The organism is Leucobacter sp. UCMA 4100 (genome assembly GCF_027853335.1).
GTDB lineage: Bacteria > Actinomycetota > Actinomycetes > Actinomycetales > Microbacteriaceae > Leucobacter_A.
In genome coordinates this window covers 177,809-198,877 of sequence record NZ_JAFEUS010000002.1, presented here as the reverse complement: position 1 = coordinate 198,877, position 21,069 = coordinate 177,809, and the positions used below count along the sequence as shown (strand labels likewise).

The window sequence follows — 21,069 nt, the reverse complement described above, 5'->3', positions numbered from 1 at the left end:
ATCACCCCACAGGTCGACGCAGGAGGATCGAGGCGCGCTGTCGCCTCGATCCTCCACGTCGATATGGACTCCTTTTTCGTCTCGGTCGAGTTGCTCGATGCTCCTCACCTGCGGGGCAAACCGGTTGCTGTCGGTGGTGCAGCAAACCGTGGCGTCGTCGCGAGCGCCAGCTACGAGGCACGACGCTTCGGCGTCTCATCAGCAATGCCCGTTGCCAGGGCCAGACAGCTCTGCCCGCAACTGCACGTCATTACGCCCACCTTTGAGAAGTACCGGGCCGCATCACACGCGGTCATGGCCATCTTTCACGAGTTCACCCCGCTCGTTGAACCGCTCAGCATCGACGAGGCCTTTCTCGACGTGCAGGGAAGCATGAAACTCTTTGGCGAGCCCCGAGAGATCGCACAGCGCATTCGCGAACGCATCTACGCTGAAACCGGCCTTCCCGCATCAGTCGGCCTCGCGGCGACAAAGTTCGTCGCCAAACTCGCTTCGCAGAAAGCCAAACCCGACGGGCTGCTCGAGGTGCACCCGACACGCACCCTCGACTTTCTGCGCCCGCTCCCCATCGAAGCCATGTGGGGCGTCGGAAAGGCGACCGCTACGAAGCTTCGTTCCCGCGCGATCCACACCCTCGGCGATCTGGCCAGCGAACCCCTCGACTCGCTCGAACGCACCGTCGGCAAGGCCGCCGCGGCAAAACTGTATGCGCTCTCGCGCGGCGATGATCCACGGGTCATCGAAACGCATCGCGTTGAAAAAAGCATCGGGCAAGAGATCACCTTCGAAAGCGATATTCGCAGCCTGCCCGCGCTCGAGCGAGAGCTCTTGCGCATGAGCGAGAAAGTGGGGCAGCGGCTGCGCAGTCAGGGCGTCGTCGCACGAACCGTCTCGATCAAGCTGCGCTGGGCATCGTTTGAAACGGTCACGAGGTCACGAACGCTCGTCGAACCGAGCAACGTGACGCGCCGAATTCACCTCACCGCGCTTGAACTCCTGCGCGCCCTCGATCCAGACGGGCGGCCCGTGCGACTGCTCGGCGTTCGCGGAGAAGGGCTCATGCCCGAAGATGATGTCGTCGCGGGGCTGTGGAACGATGATGAGCGGCTGCGCTCACTCGACCAGACGGTCGACGAAGCGAAAGGGAAGTTCGGCTCGATGCTCGGCCCCGCGAGGTTGCTCGGCGGCGGGCGCGAAGAGCGGTAGCCTGGCTACTCTTCTTCGTCAGAGAACGACTCGAGCGCCGGCGCAAACCGCAGCAGCATATCGGTGAGCGTCGCGAGCCACTCGTAAATCACGAAGGTCTCTTCGTGCTCGCTCTGCTCCCGCAACTGCGAATACTCCTGCTCGGTTTCGATGCCAAGCCTTGCCGCGATCGAGAGGCGAAGCGCTGTGAGCGTGCGCACCCACGGCTCAAGCGTATCGGCCGTCAAGAAGAAAATCGTGCCCTCGGGATCTTCGCACGCGAGCAGTTCTTCGAGCTCGATGTGCTCGGGAACGCCGCCGCTGAGCGCCGTAGCAACGAGCAGCGCATCTTCAATCTTGCGGTTGAGCAGGCCCTGCTCGGTGACCTGCCGAAACTCGGCCGCGAGGCTCGGGTCAAGGTACGCGTTCGGCAAGAGCTTTGCGAGAGCCGGGTCGGCGGGGAGGCAATCGGTGCCGCCAATTTCATAGCTTGCAAGCAGCGGATCGGGATCGAGTGGGGTGCTGCTGTGTGACTGCAGAAGGCCGAGCAGCTGGCCCACGAGATTGCTGAGAATGATGCTCTCTTGTGGGTGCAGTTCGATCGTGATTTCGCCGACCTGCATGACGAGAATTTTCACGGCAGATGCCCCTCTCGCACGGTGGCCCAGAGCCCGTAGCCGTGGAGTGCCTCAACGTGCAGTTCCATCGACTCGCGCGACCCCTCAGCAACAATCGCGCTGCCCTCGCGGTGAACCTCGAGCATGAGTGATTCGGCGCGATCGAGCGAGTAGCCGAAGTGCTTGCGAAAGACGTAGGTGACGTATGACATGAGGTTCACCGGGTCATCCCACACAATGGTTTGCCACGGGGTTGACGGGAGTGCATCTTCACGAAGCTGCCTCTCGTGCTGTAACGAAGTGTCGGTCATCTAGCCCCACCCAAGCTCATGAATTCGGTTTTCGTCGAGCCCGTAAAAGTGGGCAATCTCGTGAACGAGGGTTACGCGAATCTCGCGCACGAGTTCGTCTCGGTCAGCGCAGTGCGCCAAGAGGGTCTCGCGAAAGAGAATGATGCGGTCTGGCTCTTCGCCGTACCCGTAGTCGCCGCGCTCTTGCAGTGAAAAGCCCTCGTACACGCCGAGCACCTCACTGCCATCGGCCGGGGCGTCTTCGACGAGAAAAATGACGTTGTCGAGTGCTTCGAGCATGTCGTCGGGCAAGGAATCGATACCCTGCGAGACGAGCTCTTCGAACTCTTCGATCGTCACCTCGTGCATGGCTTTACTTTACCCTGTGTCGGTGAGAACTGTGCCAGGCGCGGGGAAGCGAGTATGATCGAACACATGTTCGAATCAATGGGCCGTAATGAAACGTGCGGCATCGCTCTCGTGAGCGGGGTGCGGCAGGCGCCTCGCCGGGTGCCGCTGCGGGAAGCGTTTGAGGCGGTTCCTGCGGGGTGGCCGTCTGCGGCGCAAGACTATTACTCGGGTGAGATCGATCTTAACGAGCACCTCATTAGTGACCCCGCAGCAACCTACATCGTGCGCGTTGCGGGCGATTCGATGGTGGGCGCGGGTATCAGCGACGGTGACGAGCTCATCGTCGATCGTTCAAAAGAGCCGCAGTACGGCGACGTGGTTATCGCGATGCTCGACGGCGACCTCACCGTGAAGCGTTTGCAGCGAACCGAAGCCGGGGTCGTGCTGTGCGCCGCAAACCCTCGCTACCCAGATATTATCGTCGAAGAGCTCTCAGAGCTGCGCATCTGGGGCGTCGTGACGAGGTGCTTGCACCATGTCCGCTGAGGCAGACGTGACGCCTGACGAGAACGCTGGCGAAGGGCCGTACCGGCAGAGCATTGCCCTCGTCGACTGCGTGAGTTTTTTCGCCTCGTGTGAGCGCGTCTTTCACCCTGAGCTTGAGGGGCGCCCGGTGCTCGTGCTCTCGAATAATGACGGCTGCGTCGTTGCGATGTCGCACGAGGCTAAGGCCTACGGGATCCCGATGGGCATTCCCTGGTTTCAGTTGAGCGCGCGTGCCGCAAGACAGGGGCTTGTCGCGCGCTCCAGCAACTACGAGCTCTACGGCTCAATGTCTGCCAGGGTCATGAACATCATTGGGCGGCATGCGGCGTGGCAAGAGGTCTACAGCATCGACGAGGCCTTCATCGGGCTCAACGGTTCGCCCGCTGAGGTGACGCAGAAGTGTCGCAATCTCAAAAACGAGATTTACCGGCTCACGGGCATACCGGTGCGCGTCGGCATTGCCCCGACGAAGACGCTGGCAAAGCTCGCGATCATCGGCGCCAAAAAGAACGCTCGCTTTGACAACGTCTGCAATTTCAACGAGCACGACGCAGAGGGCGCCGACGCATTACTCGCTGAGGTCGAGGTGAGTGAACTGTGGGGCGTTGGCCGTAAGCTCACGAACAAACTGACCGCGAGGGGCATTCACACCGCGAAAGATCTGCGCGACTGCGACGCGGGCGAGATACGCAAGCGTTTCTCAGTGGTGCTGCAGCGAACCGTCTACGAACTGCGCGGCATTCGATGTATCGAACTCGCCGAGGCGCGGGAGTACAAAGACCAGCTCATCTTTTCACGCTCGTTCTCGCGTCCGGTCACGACGCCAGAAGAGATGCAGCAGGTGCTCTCGATCTACGCGCAGAAGGTTAGCGCACGGCTGCGTGCTGAGGGGCAGGTGGCCAAAACCATCTCAGCGTGGACGATGACCGCACACCACAACACGGCCGCGTGGCACTCGGCCCACGTCTCAGCAACGCTTGAGACGCACACGAGTGAGCCGATCCGCATCGCAAAAGCGGCGGCACCGCTGCTCCAGAAGATGCTCCCGGGAACGCGATATGTGCGTGCGGGCATCGTGCTCACCGATCTCGTGCACGAGGCGAGGCTCGCCCCGCTCGACCTGTTTGTGCCCGAGTTCGAGGGTCGAAAGATCGGCGTGACGCTCGACCGCATTCAGGAGCGCGTTGGCCCCGGCCTCATCGGGGTGGGGCGCGGTGGGCTGCAAAAGGCGCCGGTGTGGAACATGAGGCGCGACATGCTCTCGCCAAGAGCGACAACCCAGTGGAACGAGCTGCGTGTTGTGCGCGCCTCGTAGCCGCTACACTAAAACCTGCTGCGCAAGGGGGCGCGAGAACCACCTCAGAGAAAGGACACCCTTGAAACCGCTAACGCCGCTGCGCCGAACCATCGCCTTGATCGCTCTTGCGCTCGGCGGGTTTGGTATCGGGGTGACCGAGTTCGCCTCGATGGGCCTTTTGCCAAACATCGCGAGCGACCTCATTCCTGGGTTTGACGCGAACCCGCAGCAGGAGATTGCGCGGGCCGGAATCGTCATCACCGCGTACGCGCTCGGCGTGGTCATCGGTGCGCCACTCTTCGCGATTTTCGGGGCGAGAGCCTCGCACACGCGACTCACGTTTCTCTTGCTGGTGCTGTTTGTTGGCGGATCGCTGGCCTCTGCGGCGGCTCCCACGTTCGAGACCCTCGTGCTTTTTCGGGTGCTCGCGGGGCTTCCGCACGGCGCCTATTTCGGGGCGGCCTCGCTTATCGCGGCCCGCATCATGGGGCCTGGAAGCCAGGGCAAGGGGGTCGCGCTTGCGCTCTCCGGGCTGACGATCGCGAACGTCGTCGGGGTTCCGCTTGCGACCTGGCTTGGTCAGAGCCTCGGCTGGCGTTGGGCGTACGTGCTCGTGGCGGCCATCTTTGCGGCGACGCTCGCCCTCGCCCTCGCCTTCTTACCGCGGTACGCCGCGAACCCCGACCGCGACCCGCGCTCTGAGCTACGGGCCCTCGCGAACTACCGGCTGTGGATCATGATCGCCGTCGGCTCAATTGGCTTCGGCGGCTTCTTTGCCGTGTACTCGTACGTGTCAGAGGTCACCACGCGCATCACGGGGCTCGAGCCACCGGCGGTGCCGTGGGTACTCGCGGTCATGGGACTGGGCATGACGATTGGCAACCTCATCGGTGGCTGGGCGAGCGACCGGAACCTCGTGGGAACGATTGTCGTTGGCTTCGCGACCTTTGTCGCCTCGCTGCTCGTGTACACCTGGGTAGCGCCGAGCCCGGTCGGGCTCTTCGTGACGGTGTTCAGTATCGGCCTCACCGAAGCAATCTTGATTCCCTCGATTCAGGCGCGCATGATCCGCATCGCCGACGAGGCCGAGCTGCTCGGGGCTGCCGTGAACCACGCGGCGTTCAACGTGGGCAATGGCCTTGGGGCGTGGCTCGGCGGCGCAGTGATTGCCGCTGGCTTTGGTTATCTTGCGCCCGGCTGGGTCGGTATCGCACTCGCGCTCGTAGGTTTTGCGCTCGCGCTGCTGAGCGTTTACGTCGAGCGGCGAGATAAGGCCCGCTCGCGAAATACCGTGGGTATTCGGGTGGTCGGCGAGGCTTAAGGCTCGCTAGACTAACGTGCATGACGGCACGAGAGCGCATCAAGCAGGCCATCGCATGGGTGCTACAGTTGCGCCTCGTTCGGGCCGCGCTCACCTACAGTGAGCACCGCGGTGCGATGCTTGCCGACGCCATCACGTATCGTTCGTTGTTCGGTATCTTTGCCTCAGTGCTGCTCGGGTTTTCGCTCGTTGCGCTCTGGTTCGAGGGCAACGCCGAGGCCATGACGGCGCTCGGCGAGATGCTCGATAACCTGCTTCCCGGGATTACGAGTGTCATCGATATCACCCAGATTGAGGCGCCCACCGGGCTCACCATCTTGGGCATCGCCTCGCTTCTGGGTATCGCCTGGGCCGCAATCTCGGCGATCGCGAGCCTGCGTACGGCGTTGCTCGACCTCGGCGACACGCTTCGCGATGACCAGGGTGCCGTGTGGGGGTCGCTGCGCGACCTGCTCTTCGCCGTGGGGTTTGCGGTACTGCTCGTCTCGGCAACGGTGCTGAGCGCATTCAGCGGCGCCGGCATCGAGACACTCGCTTCGTGGCTTGGGCTCTCGACCGTGAGCACGCCCGTGGCGGTTATGACGCAGCTGGCGGGCATCGCGGTTGTCTTTATCGTCGACCTGTTCACCGTGGCGCTCATGTTCCGGCTCCTCGCTGACTTCACCGCGAGCTCAGCCGCGCTCTGGCAGGGAGCGCTCCTTGGCGCTGCCGGGCTCACGGTACTGCAAACGCTCTCGAGTCTTTTCGTGAAGGGGGCGACGTCGAACCCGCTGCTCGCCTCGTTTGCCGTGCTTATCGCGCTCTTGCTCTGGGTAAATCTTTCAGTGCAGGTGGTGCTCATCGCGAGCAGCTACATCATGGTCGCAACCCGCGATCATGCGGGCCACGGCGAATCTGGCGGGGCTCTCGTGCACACTTTTGCCGAGCGGCGACAGTTTCGGGCAGAGCAGCTCGTGGCAGCGGCCGAACGAGAACTGAATGCTGCGCAAGGGGCGGTTGCGGCCGAGCGCGAGCATGCTGAACCCGGCTATAGTCGCAAGTCTTAAAAGCTCTCGTGGGCTGCTCAGGGCGGTGGTTTCGGCTCACGCGGTATCATGGAGGGGTAACCCTATGCATGACTGCTCGCGGTCGCGAGCGAAAGGAACGTGTGTGCCCGGTGAATCTAGACGGCGAGGCCAAGGTGCTCGATTGCACCCATCAGCAGCACCCGAGGTGCGTCTGGTGGTGGTCTTGCGGTGAGTAAGAAAGATTCTCAGAGCCTCTTACCGTCTCTCGCCGACTACCGTGACGTGCCGCGCACCTGGAAAAATGACCTGCTCGCCGGTCTCACGGTCAGCATCGTCGCCCTGCCGCTTGCCCTCGCCTTCGGCGTGAGCTCTGGGGCCGGGGCCGAGAGCGGCATCGTGACCGCCATTATCGCGGGTATCGTTGCTGCCATTTTTGGCGGATCGCACGTGCAGGTCTCTGGTCCAACCGGTGCCATGGTGGTCGTTCTCGCTCCCATCATCGCGCTGCACGGAGCGGGTGCGCTCGCTCTCGTGTGCCTCATGGCCGGGGTGATCGTGATTCTCGCCGGTGTTTTTCGGCTGGGGCGAACGGTCGGCTACATTCCGTGGCCCGTGATCGAGGGCTTTACCCTCGGCATTGCCGTCATCATCTTCCTGCAGCAGGTGCCCACCGCAACCGGAACCGAGCCCGGCGAGAGCAATAATGCGGTCGTCTCGGCGGTGCAGTCGGCGATGTCGGCCGAAATGCCGAAGCTTGCGTGGTCGCTCGGCATCGTTGCGCTCGTCGTCGTCATCATGCTGGTGCTCTTGAAGCTCGCCCCGCAGTTTCCCGGCTCACTCATCGCGATCGTCGTGGCGACGCTGGTGACGAGCCTCTTCGGCCTGCCGGTCGACGTGATCGGCGAGCTGCCGAGCGGGCTTTCGGCGCCAACCCTGCCCGCCCTAGATCCGCACATGATGGGCGTGCTCATCGGGCCTGCCTTTGCCGTGGCTGCGCTTGCGGCCATCGAGTCGTTGCTTTCGGCACGCATCGCAGCCACGCTTACGAACAGCGGTTCGTTTAATGCCGACCGTGAGCTAGTGGGGCAGGGGCTCGCCTCGGTTGCTTCCGGCTTCTTTGGCGGCATGCCGGCAACCGGCGCTATTGCGCGCACCGCGGTGAACATTCGCGGTGGCGCCAAGACGCGCCTCGCGGCAATTGTGCACAGTGTGCTGTTGCTCGTGATCGTGCTCGTGGGCTCCGGCGTCGTCTCGCAGATTCCCCTCGCGGCCCTCGCCGGCGTGCTCATGGTGACGGCGTGCCGCATGGTCGCCCCCACGACGGTGCGTCTCGTGCTGCGCTCGACTCGCTCAGACGCGGTGATCTTCCTGCTCACCGCGATCATCACGATCAGCATCGACCTCATCTATGCCGTGCTCATCGGTATCGTCGCCGCGGGCTTCTTCTCACTGCGTCAGCTTGCCAAGACCAGTGGCGTCTACCGCGAGGAGCTTCCCGGCGAGCCCGTTGAGGGCGACGAACGCATCGCGGTGTTCCACCTCGAGGGCGCGCTCTTCTTTGGCGCTGCCGACCGACTACTTGAGCGAGCAGAGGCGCTTCGTGGTGTCGAAGTCGTCGTGGTGCGCATGGCAGAGCTGCAGTTTCTCGACGCGACGGGCGCTCAGGCCGCGACCGAGATGATCACGGGGCTCGAGCGTCGTGGCATCACCGTGCTCGTGAAGGGCGTGCAACCGCAGCACAGGGCGCTCGCTGAGCGTATCGGTATCTTCCGCTCCCTGCGCGACCAGGCGCACCTCTTCGATAACCTCGACGATGCGGTCGCTCACGCGCGCGACCACGTGGCGCGGGCCCGTGTCGAGCGGGAAGCTGAGGGCGGGGCGGGGTAGCGGGGGAACCACGGACACCAGTGAAGATCGACAAATCGCCGGTGGAGACATCGATGGTCTAGCCAGGCGCGTTACTGGTCATGACGTGGTTGGTGTGAGGCCGTGCGCGATCTCGCGGCCTCTACCAGCGCTGATATGATTGGGGTCCGTGCAGAAATCTGAGGAGGTGCTACTCGTGAACGAATTAACGATGGTGCTCCTCTGGGGAGTCACGGTCGGGCGATAGGTCGTCCGGGAGCGCCGCTTATCAGCAGTACTCCCGAAAGGCACGACCATGCACTTGACTTCTGAACAGATTCTCGACGAGGGCATCACCGAGCGTGAGTTCACCCTCGGTGACATCTCCGGCATCCTGTGGACGCCACCAGCCGCTTCCACGTCTGCGCCAGTTCCACTCATCCTGATGGGCCAACCCGGCGGCTTCGGGACGCGACAGATGTATCCCCGTCTGGTATCGCGGGCGCGTAGCGTCGCCGCACAAGGCTTCGCCTCGGCCACCATCGAATTGCCCGGGACTGGCAACCGACCCCCGCTACCCGGCGCCGAGCAAGCTCGAGCCGACCTTCTTCGTGCGATCTCAGCTGGGGAACGGCCTACGGAAAAGGTGATCAACCGACTGATACTTCCTCTCGTCGACAAAGCTGTGCCGGAGTGGCAAACCACGCTCGACGAGATCCTCGACCTTCCAGAAATTGCCCAACGAGTCGGATTCTCTGGCGGGGTGATCGCAGTTGGCACACGCCTCGCCGCCATCGATTCACGTATTGCGGCTGCGGGCCTCTTCGCCGGCAGCTACGTCCCACGAACGACCATGGAAGAGGCGCGTCGCGTTACGATTCCACTGCATGTTCTCCTCCAGTGGGATGACGAGGGGAACGATCGGGCGATGGCTCTCGACCTCTTCGACGCTTTCGCGTCGACCGAGAAGACGCTCTACGCCAACATGGGTGGTCATACAGGCGTCCCACCATTCGCGGGCGAAGATGCGGCGCGCTTCTTCGTCCGCCATCTCGCTGACGCTGTTGATTGAGGGGTGACAGCTCGGCAGGGCCGTAAGGGGAGCACACACGCGCAGGCCGGGCAGAAGCCGGCATACAAAGAACGAGGTGTGATTCTCGACTGGTTTAACAGCCGAGAATCACACCTCGTTTATCTGGGGTGGACGACGGGATTTGAACCCGCGACCACCGGCACCACAAGCCGGTGCTCTACCTACTGAGCTACGCCCACCATGTGCCGCTGAGAGCCTTGCGGCTCACGAAGCAACCTCATCATCATAGCCCACAACCGGGGGCTGGTTGCAAACTGAGCGGTCAGCGTGTCATGCCATCGATGAGGGGCGCGTAGTCGGCGATGGTTTTCTTCGCTTGCTCTTTGACCTCGTCTGAGCCGGGGCCCGGGGCCTTGACCATGACGGTGTCCCTGAAGAAAGCGAGCTCGCGAATTGATTCGGCGATGTCGGCGAGTGCGCGGTGGCCGCCGTGCTTTTCAGGGGCGCGGTAGAAGGTCGACGGGTACCAGCGACGCGAGAGCTCTTTGATGGTCGAAACGTCGACGCTGCGGTAGTGCATGCGTTCGTCGAAGACGGGCAGGTATTTGGCAATAAATCGGCGATCCATACCAATGGTGTTTCCGGCAACGAGGGGGCGTGAGCCTTCGCTCACGAGCCCGTTGACGTAGTCGAGCGCCTGCTGTTCGGCGACCTCGGCGGTGAGGCCCTGCTGCATTTCTTCGAGCAGGCCAGAGGTCGTGTGCATGTTGCGCACGAAGTCGTTCATGCCGGCGAGTGCCTCTTCGCCGGGGTTGATCACGACGGTGAATCCCTCGTGCAGCGGCGTGAGGTCAAAATCAGTCACGATGATGGCGAGCTCGCAGAGGCGATCGGTTTCGATCTCGAGCCCGGTCATTTCGCAATCGATCCACACGATCTGTTCTGCGGGGGTGTTCGACATGTCACATCTTTCTTCAGCGGATGGGTGGCCACTACCGAGTGTAGCCCCGTACTACACTTGCCTTATGGCAATTCTTCCCATCGTGATTTGCGGCGAGCCGGTTCTGCACCGTGTCGCCGAGCCCGTAACCGAGTTCGACGCGCAGCTGCGCACTCTCGTTGAAGACATGCAAGAGACGACGGTGGCCGCACCCGGTGTCGGCCTCGCTGCGCCGCAGGTTGGCGTGGGCAAGCGCATCTTTGTCTGGGATTACGACGATCAAGACGTCGCACCAGCCCAGGGGGTCGCTATTAACCCGGTGCTGTGGATCACTCCGTCGCAGCCCGGTCTGCCAGATGACGACGAGTTTGAGGGGTGCCTCTCATTTCCCGGTGAACGCTTTGGTCTGAGGCGTTCTGAGCGTGCGTTGTTGCGTGCGCAAGATCTCGACGGTGAATTCTTTGAGATCGAGGCGAGCGGTTGGTTCGCTCGCATCTTCCAGCACGAATACGACCATTTGAACGGTCTGTTGTACGTTGACCGTCTTGTGCACCCCGATAGCCGTGGTGCACAGAAGGCACAGCGCAAGAACGGCTGGGGTGTTCCTGGCCTGAGCTGGTTGCCTGGCGAAGATAACCTCGAGGGCTGAGCGAGTTCGACCTTTTGGTGCTTAGGCACTGACTGTGTCGAGGTACGGGGCAAGATAGCGCTCGATGAGCAGCCCCATCTCTTCTCGGAGCTCGGCTCCATTGGTTTCAACGTCGTGTGAGACGTCAAGCAGGTGCGTGACCGTTGCGACGATGATGAGGGCGATGCTGTGCGCGCGGGTCTCGGTGAGGTTTGCGCCGACCGAAACGAATACGCAGGCGAGCTCGTTCGCGGTGTTGTGGAGCATCTGATGCTCGATGTCCCAGAGCTCGGGTGATGATTGGAGGGCTCTTCTGATGGCCCTCGCGCCAGGCCTGGTTTCGCGCAGGTTGATGAGGGTTGTGAGTGTCTCCTGAATGAGCCCGCGCCAGTCGTCGGTGTCGCTGAGCCCCTTCAAGTGTTCGATCGACGAGATGAGGCGCTCCTGCTCAATGGTCTCGGCGATCTCTCTCACGACGGCAAATTTGTTGGGGTAGTAGCGGTACAGGGTTGCGACGTTAATGCCCGCTTTGTCTGCGATGATCTGCGTCGTGAGCCCCTCGAACCCTGATGCCTCGAGCAGTTCTGCTGTTGCTCGTTTGATTGACTCGACGGCGGCTTTGCCTCGCGCCTGCTGGGGTTCACGCCTCGGTGCGTGGGGTTTGTGGGTCATCCGGGTGGGGCTCCTTGGAAACAGCTACCGCTTCATTTCACCACGGCTTGACAACAATGTCCAACCGGTCAATACTGAAAGCTAAATAATTACTTACGTTTGGAGAATGCAGTGTCGCACAAGCCTGAAATGACCCTCGCTACCATCGCGCAGCACGTGGGCGAGACGTTCTTTACCTCTCCGTGGATGACGATTGACGAGCAACACCTCGCGCAGTTTGCTTACTCGACCTACCTCGATCCCGACCACGCTGATCTGACCGCGAGCAAGAACAATCCGCTCGGTAGTACCCTCGTCGATGGCTTCCTACTGACGAGCATGCTCACGATGTTCCACTTCAACAACAGCCCGGTGCGTGAGCCTGGTATCTATGGATTTAACTATGGGATGGATCGCGTTCGTTTTACGCACCCGGTTTTCGTCGGCGAAGAGCTGCGCTGCGTCGCAACGCTGGAGAAGGTTGACGAGCGACCAGACGGGCGTGTGCTCGTGACGACGAACAATGTTATTGAGCTCAAGCACACCGATAAGCCAGCCATGGTGGCAACGTGGGTGACCCTCTTTGCCACGCTCGACGGTACGAGCGAAGCGTAGGCGAGTGTTGTGACACTGAGTTTGCCTGAACTCACGAGCTACGCCGAGTACCTCGATCATTACGCGAGGGTACAGCCAGAGGCTGACGCCGTGTGGTGCGACGGCGTGATGCTGAGCTATGCGCAGCTCCATTCCCGGGTCGAGACCATGGCTGGCCAGCTCTATGCTGCGGGCCTTCGTGAGGGGCAACGCATTGCGGTGCTCTCGACGCCGCGAACCGAGTATCTCATCTCGTTGCTCGCTGCCATGAAGCTTGGCGCAGTGTGGCTTGGGCTGAACCCGCGCTACACCGAGCGCGAACTCGTGCACGTCGTGGGCGATTCGAAGCCATCGGTGATCCTTTCGCTCCCGAGTGTCGATGGCGAGGGGCTCGGTGAGCTCATTGGGCGTGTCGCCACGCAACTGAACGTCGAGCGTGTATTCTCGCTCACCGGGCAGGACGAGGCCGGCGTACTCGCGACGCTACCCGTGCCAGTACCCTTTACTCAGGTGGAACCAAAACCGATGTCTCCCGCGACCGTCGTGTATACCTCGGGAACGAGTGGCGCACCGAAAGGGGCTGTGCTCAGCCACAAGGGTCTTGTCTATGCTTCTCGGGTTGAGGCCGAGCTCTTTGGCACGCTGCGCCCACGTGTGCCCTGCAACCTGCCGATTAACCACGTTGCTTGCCTCGCAGACCTCACGGGTACGACGCTCGTTGCGGGCGGTATGCTTGCACTCTTCGAACGCTTTGATCCGGCAGAAATGCTCGCGAGCATCGAATCGCTTGGCATTACCAATCTCATGAACGTGCCTACGGTGCTCCATATGATCGCCATGCTCCCTGACTTTGAGACCCGCGACCTTTCGCAACTCAAGCACGTTGTATGGGGTGGGGCGGCTATGCCTGTCGAGTCGATGCGCAAATACCGAGACCGTGGCATCGAACTCATGAGTGTCTATGGCATGACCGAGACCGTCGCCTCGATTTCGATTACTCGCAGGGGAGCGAATGAAGAGGAGCTCGCGCACACGGTCGGTCAGCTTGACGGCGGTATGCGTGTGAGACTTGCCGACGAGAGCGATGAGCCGGTCGCGCACGGTGAGGAGGGCGAAGTGCAGGTACAGCACGAGGGGCTCTTTCTCGAGTACTTCGGGCAGCCGGAGGCCACCAAAGCCTCGTACACCGATGACGGCTGGTTTCGCACGGGCGACGTTGGCGTGCTGCGCGCCGACGGTAACCTCGTGCTCGTCGGTCGCCGATCAGACATGTTCAAGTCTGGTGGCTACAACATTTACCCTCGAGAGATCGAACAGGTCATCGAGTCGTTTCAGGGGGTCGCGCTTGCCGCGGTGATCGCACGAGCCGACGAGAAGTTTGGCGAGGTTGGGGTGGCCTACGTGACCGCGCAACCTGGGCACAGCATCGATCGCGATGCGCTCGAGACGCACTGCCGCGGGCAGCTCGCGAACTATAAGGTTCCCAAGCAGTTCACGATCGTTCGTGATCTGCCGCTCTTGCCGGTCGGCAAAGTCGACAAGCAGGCGCTCAAGCGCATGGCGCGCGAAACCCAGCCTGAATCTCAGGCAGTAACGCTCAATGGAGAGTAGAGAAAGCACATGACACACGGCACTGAGACCATGCAGGCCCATATCACGCAGGGAATGCGTAAGGCACGGGTTGCCCTCTTTATCGTCTTTTTTGCTCAGGGGCTTGGCTTCGGCTCGCTCTTTGCGCGCTTGCCGAGTATTAAGGAGCGCTTCGACCTCAGCGACACGACGCTCGCGATTTTGACGCTCGCGCTCCCGCTGCTCGCCGGTGTCGCCACACTCGTCACAGGGACGGTGGTGCAGCGATTGCACAGTGACATCGTGTTGCGCATCGCCATCATCGCCGAGTTTGCCGCCCTCGTCATTATCGGATTCGCCGATTCTTTCGCGATGCTCATTCCTGCCTGGGTGCTCATGGGCGTTGCTTTCGGCACGGTCGATGCAACGATGAACATGAAGGGCGTCGCACTCCAGACGAAATATCGGCGCAGTATCATGGTCGGCTTTTACGCGATCTATAGCGCAGCCGGTATTGTCGCCTCGCTCGCTGCTGCCGGTGCGGCCGCTGCTGGCCTTCCGCTCTGGGTGTTCTTCGGCGTCGAGGCGCTCGTGCTCTTGCCACTGTTGCTGATGACGGGTTCATCGCTCGTGAACACGAGAATCGTTGCCGAACGTCGCACTGAGTCGGGCGAGAACGCACTCGCCGTCAAGGTGCCCTGGCTTCCGGTTATCAGTATCGGTGTCGTCTTGACCTCGGCCTACTTCATTGAGTCGTCAGCCTCAAGCTGGGGGTCGGTATACGTGCACGACACCCTGAACTCGCCCGAGAGCGTCGCTGCACTCGCGTTTGGCGGGTATAGCGCGGCAATGCTTATCGGCAGGCTCAGCGCTGACTGGCTCATTCGCTCGTTTGGCGTCAAGCGCGTGATTCAGGTGTGTGCGCTCGTTGCCTTTGGCGGCATGGTGCTCGTCGTCATCGCGCCGGCCGCGCCCGTTGCTCTCATCGGCTTCGCGCTTGCCGGTGGCGGACTCTGTGTGATCGCGCCCTTGGCCTTTGCTGCGGCGGGCTCGCTCGATACAAGCGGGGTGGCGGTCGCGAGAGCAAACTCGTTCACCTACGTGGGCTTCTTGCTTGGCGCGGCGATCATCGGCCCGGTCGCCGACATGAGCTCGATGCGCATCGCATACCTCATCTCGGTGGTACTCGCGCTCGTCGTTGTTTTGAGCGCAAACAACATCGCAAGGCGAATCGCGCCGATTACCGACTAATCCGCGCAAAAGGTCTCGATTTGGTAACGGGAGACCGTACCCTATGGTCTGTGTATGAATTTTTCTCTCGAATTTCGTACAGATGCCACAGCCGCGCTACGAGGGCGTCACGCCCAGTGTGTACAGTATGCGAGGGCAATGTCAGAAAACAGAATAGGAACCCACATGAACCACGTTTCACCCGTACGTCGCACACTGCTTGCCGGTATGACGGTGGCGGTTACGGCGCTCGCGCTGACCGGCTGCTCGCTGCTTTCAGAGATCACCGGAGGCCCTGCTGCCGAACGTGACGCTGAAACGAATGAGGTCGTGACCGAGGGCAAAGCGTCTGCATTCAGCATGAACGTGGGTGACTGCTACAACGACCCCTCGTCTTCGGGGCAAATCTCTGACGTTCCCGCCGTGCCTTGCGGTGACGCTCACCAGAACGAGGTTGTCGCAATCATGATGATGGACGATGGCGAGTGGCCTGGCGCCGATGCGGTTTCAGAAACTGCAGACCAGATGTGCTTCGAGAAATTTGAAGAGTTCATCGGTGCTCCCTACGAAACTTCTGACATCGACTTCTTTGCGATTATGCCTTCAGAAGGCTCATGGAAAGAGATGAATGATCGTGAAGTAGTCTGCTCGGTCTACGATACGACCACAGAGACCGTAACCGGTTCGCTGAAGGGCGTTGCGCGCTAAACGTCTTGCGCAAGATAGACGAACGCCGCGGGGTAGAAATACCCGGCGGCGTTCGTCTTTGCTGAGTAGAGTAGCGCGCACCACATCCGGTTCCGCTTGAAGTTGCTTGTTTCCAAGGCCGCGGCTCAAACGTGACCGCCGGCAAGCTGGGAAGCGGAGCATAGGGAACCTGAGTCATGCAGAGGGCAGCTTGAGTATGGGGCGCTCATCGGTGAAAAGCGGCGACGCTGTGTTGCGAACCTTCGTGGTCGGTTTGAGCAGAGCGATACTCCCGCCAGAACCCGCTACCTCTGCAGCTCAGCTGCACGCTCGTTCTGGGCAACTCGAACCGCTTTCATGAGGGCGACAAAGAAGACGATCATGCCCGCCGTGAGGAGCATGTGCCCGAGCCCCGCGAGACCTGCGATCATGCTGTTCGACTGCTCGCCAAGAACCGTGAGGCTCCCGTGCCAGGTGAGCATGCCAGCGGTAAGCACGAGGCCCGCGTTGTAGAGCCACTGAAACGCGGTAAAGAGCTTCGGGCTTTGCGAGAGCGTGAAGGTTTTTTCGAGTACGAGCACGATGAGAAACATGAGAAACCCGAGCGTGAGCAGGTGCGTGTGTACGAGCCCGAGCTGGGTGGCCTCGCCCTCGGCGAAGTCGTTGAGCTTCGTGAACTCCCGGTAAAAGAGTCCCGAGCCAACCCCGACAATCATGTAGATGAGTGCGGTGCGAACGAGCGAAATCATGGTGACCTTTCTGGCGAGTGAGCCTCTGGCGCAGGTTTGGCCAGGAGGGGCGCGGGGCAGTGCTCGCGCGACACTCTCAAGTTCACCAGGGTCATGGGCTTTTGGCATCGCCCGTGTGCCCGGAACCCGCATCAACCATTTGGGTGATGCGGGGAAGGCTTCGGTGCTCTACGAAGTGCTTTCAGGCTGAACACCGAGCATTGCGTTCTCGGTGACCTCCATGAGCGCTGGGTGAATCCAGTACTGGCCACGGGTGAAGCGGTGGGCCGGGATGCCGAAGCTCATTGCCGAGATCACCGGCTGAATGAGGTTTGACGCCTGATATCCCATCGCGTGGGCGCCGAGAATGAGGCCGCTTTTGCGTTCTGCGATGACGGTGAAGAGGCCGCTCTGGTCTTCCATCGCCCAGCCGTAGGCCGTATCGCCGTATCGCTGTGTGTGGGTGACCACGGCTTCGGCACCGTATTGCTCGGTGGCCTGCTGAGAGGTGAGCCCGACCATGGCGATCTCGGGGTAGCTGAAGATCGCGGCGGGTACTGGCAGCTGCTCGTTGGCTTGCAGTTCAGTGGGGTTCTCAAGATTGTGCATGACGATGCGGGCCTCGTAGTTTGCCACGTGCTTGAGCTGGTGCGGTGAGCAGATGTCGCCGATCGCGTACACGCCCTCGACGGGGGTGCCACCGCGTACGACGCGCTGATACTCATCGACGATGAGTCGGCCGTCGTCGTGCATATCGAGTTTTGCTTCACGGGCACCAATGAGGTCGGTGTTTGGGGTGCGTCCGGTCGCCATGAGCACGGCGTCAGCTTCGAAACGTTCGCCGCCCGCGTGCACGATGAGCGTACCGTCGGTTGCGCGTTCGATGCGTTCGAGGGGGTGCTCAGTCACGACGTTCCAGTGCTCGCGCGCCTGCTCGTTGAACGCCCCGCGAATGCTTTCGTCAAGCTGGCTGAGCAGCTCTGGGCCGCGGATCACCTGGGTCACAGCGCTGCCAAGCCCTGAGAACACGCCGGCAAACTCGCACGCGATATAGCCGCCGCCCACGACCACGAGCCGTTCTGGCAGCGCCTCGAGTCGCATGATGGTGTCAGAGGTGTGCACCCCGTCGAGATCGATGCCCTCGACGTCAGGAAGCGCTGCCCGTGAACCAGCCGCGATAACCATCTGCCTGGCTTCGACTCGCGTGCCGTCGGGCGCGACGAAACCGTTCGTACCGTCGAGCGTGACGGCCTGCTCGATGAGCGTCACGTTTTCAAGCTCCTCGGCGCGATAGTGGCGTCCGCCAGCAGCGATGGCGTCGATACGCCCGAAAATGCGGTCGCGCATGCCTGGCCAGTCGATCTTGCCGACCTGCACCTCAACGCCGAGCCTTGACGCCTCTTCTGGGGTGCGCGCGAGCGTCGCTGGCCGCACGAACATCTTGGTCGGAATGCAGCCGACGTTGATGCAGGTGCCACCAAACACCCCCTTCTCGGCCATGACTACCGTGCGGTCATCCCAGAACGGGGTGATGAGGGTGTTGCCTGAACCGGTGCCAATAATCGCGAGATCTGCGGTGATGAAGTTGCTCATGTTCTCAGTCTGGCATACGCGTTTGAAGGGCCTGTGCAAGCGCTGAATACGGCTTGAAGCGGTGCGAAATGGCGCTTACCCTGGAAGCACACGAACCACGAAACGAACGAAACCTGAACCGAACGAGACGGGGGAGCGTGACACCCATGGCTGAACCACAGCTCAAAGATGAAGAGCTCTACGAGCGCCTGCGCGAAGAGGGCGCTTCGAAAGAGAAGGCAGCTCGTATCTCAAACGTTGCAGCGCGTGACGGCAGAGGTGCCGTAGGCAAGCGGGGCGGCGAGGCCGAAGACTACGAAGAGCGCACTGTGCCCGAGCTGCGAAGCCGGGCGAAGCAGCTCGGGCTGAGCGGGTACTCGAACTTGCGCAAGGCCGAGCTCATACGCCTCTTGCGCAGCCACTAGTCGCGTCTAATGACCGCGCCTGGCAGCATCGGCTCGCTTGGTACGTTTCGTTGCCTCGGCGCTCCACGGGTCTTCGGGCCAGGGGTGCTTCGGGTAGCGCCCGCGCATCTCTTTGCGCACGTCCTGGTACGGTCCGTTCCAGAACGACGAGAGGTCGTCGGTCACCGCGAGCGGCTTGCGCGCTGGTGAGAGCAGGTGAAAGAGAATCGCCACCCGCCCGCCGACGAGCCTGGGTGAACGCTCAAGGCCAAAGAGCTCTTGCAGTTTGACGGCGACGACCGGAGGCCCGTCGTCCAACGGATAGTCGATGCGCACGCGCGAGCCAGACGGAACGGCGAGCGCGGCGGGAGCGAGCGCGTCGAGCTGTGCGGCTTCTGGCCATGGCAGGAGCCTGCGAAGCGCGGCTTCGATGTCGATCGAGGTGAGCGATGCGCCGGGGGTCAGAGCCTCGAGGTCGGGCATGAGCCACTCGGTCGCCGAGTGTAAGAGCGAGGCCTCGTCGACTGCGGGCCAGGGGCTGCCGAGCTCGCGGTGCAGAATCGCGAGCCTGCCGCGAAGTGCCTTCGCGTCTTCGCTCCAGTCGAGCACCTGCAGCCCGTTTTCGGTCACGTGCGAGAGGAGAGCGCCAGCCGTGTCGGCGGCGGTTGCCTTCACCGGTTGCGATGAGAGGCGGATCGCGCCGAGCAACCGCTCCTCCCGCACCCGTACTCGCCCATCATCGATTGTCGCCTTGCGCTGCTCGGCGAGGAGTGCGGCCGAGAGAGTTAATGCGAGTTGCTCGGTGAGTGGCGCCGCGAGGCGAATCACGGCCCCGGTGCCATCGGCCACGCGGCCTTCGGCTCGTTGGACCTCGTGCACTGCGATCCACTCGTGTTCGCGAAGCGGCGAGTTCTCGGGAAGCGCGGCGCGCGATCCGCTCGCGAAAAGGTAGCTGCGGGAGTGGGGTGCTGTGCGCCGCGCGACCCACTCGGGCCGCGCGAGGGCGATGATTGCCGCGACCTCAGTATCGGCGTCTGGGCTGGCGCCGCCGGGGGCGGGCGCAGGGTGTTCACGTGCGATGGCTTCGAGCCTGCGCACCTCGCGTTTCCAGCTTCGGGCGCCCGGGTGTGCGCCAGAGCGGAGGTCGCGCAGCAGCTTGCCCGCGTCGGTGCTCGCCTCTCGGTGCCCACCCGCGATCGCTGCGATGACCTCTGCGGCGCGCTGCGGCGACCCGGTGAGACCGGCCCCCGCGAGCAGGGCCCGGGCCTCACGCGCTCCAACGGGAAGGAGGGCGATTCGGGAGCCCTCTGGGGTGATATCGCCCGTCTCGGTGATGAGCCCGAGTGTCAGGAGCGTACGCTCGGCCCTGGCGAGCGCCGCGGTCGGTGGGGCCGTGATGAGTGGAAGGTCTGGCGAACCCCAGGCTGCGAGCAGCAGCGCAGCGTCGGTGAGATCGGCCGAGAGTATCTCGGGTTGAGCGTGGGCGGGCATGTGTGCGAATTCTTGCTCTGAGAACGCCCGTACCGCGCGGCCGGGCCCGAGGCGGGCGGCACGGCCCGCACGTTGCTCGGCGCTCGAACGAGAGGCGCTCACGGTCACAAGACCCGTCATGTCGCGGCCCGCGTCGCGCCGCACCTCTCGAGAGAGACCAGAGTCGACAACGAGGTGAATGCCTGGCACCGTCAGCGAGCTCTCGGCGAGCGCTGTGCTCACGACGATACGAGGGCGCTCTCCTGGTGCGCGGCCGCGAACGGCCTGGTCTTGGTGCCGTGCACCGAGCTGACCGTGCAGCATGAGCACGTCACTCTCGTGCTGAAGGGCCTCGATGCGCCGCGCGACGCCCTCAACCTCGCGGGCTCCGGGAACGAACACGAGGGCGTCAGAGCCATGGGCTTGATGCTCTGCGACGGCGACGCGCGCGAGGTGGTCGAGGTAGTCGTTCGTGACGCCACGGTGGTCGAGTCTCGGGCCTGAGTGTGGGCGGTGCGTGACCGTCAGGGGGTGAAGCGCCGAGGGAATATCGACAACCTCGGCCTCGATGACCTTGGCGACCTGCCCGGCATCGAGCGTGGCCGACATTGCGACGACCGTGAGATCGTCACGCAACTGTCGCACCTCGGCGATCAGGCCCAGCAAGAGATCGCCGTCGAGTGAGCGCTCATGCACCTCATCGAGCACCACGGCGGCGACGCCATCGAGTGCTGGGTCACTGATGAGGCGCCGCAGGAGCACGCCGGGGGTAACGACCTCGATGCGGGTATCTGGCCCGACGCGACGCTCGCCCCGTACGGTGAAGCCCACGGTCTCGCCGACATCGCTGCGATCAAGCGACGCGATGCGGTGCGCGGCGGCACGCACCGCGACTCGGCGTGGCTGGGTAACGATGGTCGTACCGCGCCCCGCAACCGCGTTTGCCGTGAGCGGAGGAACGAAGGTGGTTTTGCCGGTTCCTGGCGGTGCGGTGACCACGAGCGAGGCGGTCGCGAGCCCCGCGGTGAGGGCAGCTTCGTGCTGGGCTACGGGAAGCCCTGAGCCGATGCGTTCGAGGTCAAAAAGATGCACCTCAGTAGGCTA

The 21,069-nt window shown here is 62.5% G+C and carries 21 protein-coding genes and 1 tRNA gene; 13 read left to right on the top strand and 9 right to left on the bottom strand.

Translation table 11 applies throughout. The features are described from left to right. On the top strand, positions 1 to 1,206 hold the full coding sequence (gene dinB / locus JSO19_RS01150; protein ID WP_270912079.1) for a DNA polymerase IV: 1,206 nt from the start codon (positions 1 to 3) through the stop codon (positions 1,204 to 1,206). A 5-nt stretch (positions 1,207 to 1,211) separates the two neighbouring features. On the opposite strand, the gene JSO19_RS01145 is transcribed toward dinB, so the two are convergent. From JSO19_RS01145 to JSO19_RS01135, 3 genes are read right to left on the bottom strand one after another with little or no spacing between them, the layout of a single operon-like run. Then, complete coding sequence (locus JSO19_RS01145) at positions 1,212 to 1,823, bottom strand: DUF2017 family protein (protein ID WP_270909210.1); 612 nt, start codon at positions 1,821 to 1,823, stop codon at positions 1,212 to 1,214. Beyond that, the gene (gene clpS / locus JSO19_RS01140) at positions 1,820 to 2,113 is read right to left on the bottom strand and encodes an ATP-dependent Clp protease adapter ClpS (RefSeq protein WP_270909209.1); all 294 of its coding nucleotides are present in this window, start codon (positions 2,111 to 2,113) and stop codon (positions 1,820 to 1,822) included. Before clpS ends, JSO19_RS01145 begins: the two co-directional genes overlap by 4 nt. Next, positions 2,114 to 2,461, bottom strand: coding sequence for a metallopeptidase family protein (locus tag JSO19_RS01135; protein WP_270909208.1), 348 nt, complete (start codon positions 2,459 to 2,461; stop codon positions 2,114 to 2,116). It lies immediately after the preceding gene. A gap of 54 nt (positions 2,462 to 2,515) precedes the next feature. On the opposite strand from JSO19_RS01135, the gene JSO19_RS01130 reads away from it, so the two are divergent. From JSO19_RS01130 to JSO19_RS01105, 6 genes are all read left to right on the top strand, one after another. Beyond that, on the top strand, positions 2,516 to 2,989 hold the full coding sequence (locus tag JSO19_RS01130) for a LexA family protein (protein WP_270909207.1): 474 nt from the start codon (positions 2,516 to 2,518) through the stop codon (positions 2,987 to 2,989). Beyond that, complete coding sequence (locus JSO19_RS01125; protein ID WP_270909206.1) at positions 2,979 to 4,304, top strand: Y-family DNA polymerase; 1,326 nt, start codon at positions 2,979 to 2,981, stop codon at positions 4,302 to 4,304. Before JSO19_RS01130 ends, JSO19_RS01125 begins: the two co-directional genes overlap by 11 nt. Before the next feature lie 61 nt (positions 4,305 to 4,365). Then, positions 4,366 to 5,607, top strand: a complete 1,242-nt coding sequence (locus tag JSO19_RS01120) for an MFS transporter (RefSeq protein WP_270909205.1) — start codon at positions 4,366 to 4,368, stop codon at positions 5,605 to 5,607. 20 nt (positions 5,608 to 5,627) lie between these two features. Continuing rightward, the gene (locus JSO19_RS01115) at positions 5,628 to 6,653 is read left to right on the top strand and encodes a YihY/virulence factor BrkB family protein (protein WP_270909204.1); all 1,026 of its coding nucleotides are present in this window, start codon (positions 5,628 to 5,630) and stop codon (positions 6,651 to 6,653) included. A 189-nt stretch (positions 6,654 to 6,842) separates the two neighbouring features. Then, a complete protein-coding gene (locus tag JSO19_RS01110) occupies positions 6,843 to 8,501 on the top strand; it encodes a SulP family inorganic anion transporter (RefSeq protein ID WP_270909203.1) in 1,659 nt (552 codons plus the stop codon). Between the two features lie 274 nt (positions 8,502 to 8,775). Further along, entirely contained in the window at positions 8,776 to 9,531 is a 756-nt protein-coding gene (locus JSO19_RS01105; RefSeq protein WP_270909202.1) for an alpha/beta hydrolase, read from the top strand. A 124-nt stretch (positions 9,532 to 9,655) separates the two neighbouring features. Here JSO19_RS01105 and JSO19_RS01100 read toward each other — a convergent pair. Together JSO19_RS01100 and orn are read right to left on the bottom strand one after the other, a co-directional pair. Continuing rightward, a tRNA-His gene (locus JSO19_RS01100) sits at positions 9,656 to 9,731 on the bottom strand. Between the two features lie 83 nt (positions 9,732 to 9,814). Continuing rightward, a complete protein-coding gene (gene orn, locus JSO19_RS01095; protein ID WP_270909201.1) occupies positions 9,815 to 10,453 on the bottom strand; it encodes an oligoribonuclease in 639 nt (212 codons plus the stop codon). A gap of 64 nt (positions 10,454 to 10,517) precedes the next feature. Between orn and def the strand changes: the two genes are divergently transcribed. Continuing rightward, positions 10,518 to 11,081: a peptide deformylase gene (gene def, locus JSO19_RS01090; RefSeq protein ID WP_270909200.1), complete on the top strand. Its 564-nt coding sequence runs from the start codon at positions 10,518 to 10,520 to the stop codon at positions 11,079 to 11,081. Between the two features lie 21 nt (positions 11,082 to 11,102). Here the strand turns inward: def and JSO19_RS01085 are convergent, their stop codons facing one another. Then, on the bottom strand, positions 11,103 to 11,600 hold the full coding sequence (locus JSO19_RS01085; protein ID WP_442915702.1) for a TetR/AcrR family transcriptional regulator: 498 nt from the start codon (positions 11,598 to 11,600) through the stop codon (positions 11,103 to 11,105). Between the two features lie 261 nt (positions 11,601 to 11,861). Between JSO19_RS01085 and JSO19_RS01080 the strand changes: the two genes are divergently transcribed. The 4 genes from JSO19_RS01080 (at position 11,862) to JSO19_RS01065 (ending at position 15,812) form a co-directional block, all read left to right on the top strand. Beyond that, positions 11,862 to 12,326: a MaoC/PaaZ C-terminal domain-containing protein gene (locus JSO19_RS01080; RefSeq protein WP_217131965.1), complete on the top strand. Its 465-nt coding sequence runs from the start codon at positions 11,862 to 11,864 to the stop codon at positions 12,324 to 12,326. Positions 12,327 to 12,335: 9 nt separating this feature from the next. After that, a complete protein-coding gene (locus JSO19_RS01075; RefSeq protein ID WP_270909198.1) occupies positions 12,336 to 13,916 on the top strand; it encodes a class I adenylate-forming enzyme family protein in 1,581 nt (526 codons plus the stop codon). 9 nt (positions 13,917 to 13,925) lie between these two features. Further along, a complete protein-coding gene (locus JSO19_RS01070) occupies positions 13,926 to 15,125 on the top strand; it encodes an MFS transporter (RefSeq protein WP_270909197.1) in 1,200 nt (399 codons plus the stop codon). A 165-nt stretch (positions 15,126 to 15,290) separates the two neighbouring features. Beyond that, positions 15,291 to 15,812, top strand: coding sequence for a septum formation family protein (locus tag JSO19_RS01065; RefSeq protein ID WP_217131971.1), 522 nt, complete (start codon positions 15,291 to 15,293; stop codon positions 15,810 to 15,812). Between the two features lie 284 nt (positions 15,813 to 16,096). Here the strand turns inward: JSO19_RS01065 and JSO19_RS01060 are convergent, their stop codons facing one another. Together JSO19_RS01060 and JSO19_RS01055 are read right to left on the bottom strand one after the other, a co-directional pair. Next, a complete protein-coding gene (locus tag JSO19_RS01060; protein ID WP_270909196.1) occupies positions 16,097 to 16,540 on the bottom strand; it encodes a DUF2871 domain-containing protein in 444 nt (147 codons plus the stop codon). Positions 16,541 to 16,708: 168 nt separating this feature from the next. Next, positions 16,709 to 18,112 (bottom strand): mycothione reductase, encoded by a 1,404-nt coding sequence (locus JSO19_RS01055; RefSeq protein WP_270909195.1) that lies wholly within the window; start codon positions 18,110 to 18,112, stop codon positions 16,709 to 16,711. Between the two features lie 146 nt (positions 18,113 to 18,258). Between JSO19_RS01055 and JSO19_RS01050 the strand changes: the two genes are divergently transcribed. Further along, entirely contained in the window at positions 18,259 to 18,516 is a 258-nt protein-coding gene (locus tag JSO19_RS01050) for a DUF7218 family protein (RefSeq protein WP_270909194.1), read from the top strand. A 6-nt stretch (positions 18,517 to 18,522) separates the two neighbouring features. On the opposite strand, the gene hrpB is transcribed toward JSO19_RS01050, so the two are convergent. Then, on the bottom strand, positions 18,523 to 21,057 hold the full coding sequence (gene hrpB / locus JSO19_RS01045; RefSeq protein WP_270909193.1) for an ATP-dependent helicase HrpB: 2,535 nt from the start codon (positions 21,055 to 21,057) through the stop codon (positions 18,523 to 18,525). Between the last annotated feature and the right edge of the window lie 12 nt (positions 21,058 to 21,069).

Bases quoted from the DNA above. Each gene is read 5' to 3' on its own strand.
- clpS (WP_270909209.1), bottom strand. From the start codon at position 2,113: ATGACCGACACTTCGTTACAGCACGAGAGGCAGCTTCGTGAAGATGCA.
- JSO19_RS01135 (WP_270909208.1), bottom strand. From the start codon at position 2,461: ATGCACGAGGTGACGATCGAAGAGTTCGAAGAGCTCGTCTCGCAGGGT.
- JSO19_RS01130 (WP_270909207.1), top strand. From the start codon at position 2,516: ATGATCGAACACATGTTCGAATCAATGGGCCGTAATGAAACGTGCGGC.
- JSO19_RS01125 (WP_270909206.1), top strand. From the start codon at position 2,979: ATGTCCGCTGAGGCAGACGTGACGCCTGACGAGAACGCTGGCGAAGGG.
- JSO19_RS01115 (WP_270909204.1), top strand. From the start codon at position 5,628: ATGACGGCACGAGAGCGCATCAAGCAGGCCATCGCATGGGTGCTACAG.
- JSO19_RS01105 (WP_270909202.1), top strand. From the start codon at position 8,776: ATGCACTTGACTTCTGAACAGATTCTCGACGAGGGCATCACCGAGCGT.
- orn (WP_270909201.1), bottom strand. From the start codon at position 10,453: ATGTCGAACACCCCCGCAGAACAGATCGTGTGGATCGATTGCGAAATG.
- def (WP_270909200.1), top strand. From the start codon at position 10,518: ATGGCAATTCTTCCCATCGTGATTTGCGGCGAGCCGGTTCTGCACCGT.
- JSO19_RS01080 (WP_217131965.1), top strand. From the start codon at position 11,862: ATGACCCTCGCTACCATCGCGCAGCACGTGGGCGAGACGTTCTTTACC.
- JSO19_RS01070 (WP_270909197.1), top strand. From the start codon at position 13,926: ATGACACACGGCACTGAGACCATGCAGGCCCATATCACGCAGGGAATG.
- JSO19_RS01065 (WP_217131971.1), top strand. From the start codon at position 15,291: ATGAACCACGTTTCACCCGTACGTCGCACACTGCTTGCCGGTATGACG.
- JSO19_RS01060 (WP_270909196.1), bottom strand. From the start codon at position 16,540: ATGATTTCGCTCGTTCGCACCGCACTCATCTACATGATTGTCGGGGTT.
- JSO19_RS01055 (WP_270909195.1), bottom strand. From the start codon at position 18,112: ATGAGCAACTTCATCACCGCAGATCTCGCGATTATTGGCACCGGTTCA.
- JSO19_RS01050 (WP_270909194.1), top strand. From the start codon at position 18,259: ATGGCTGAACCACAGCTCAAAGATGAAGAGCTCTACGAGCGCCTGCGC.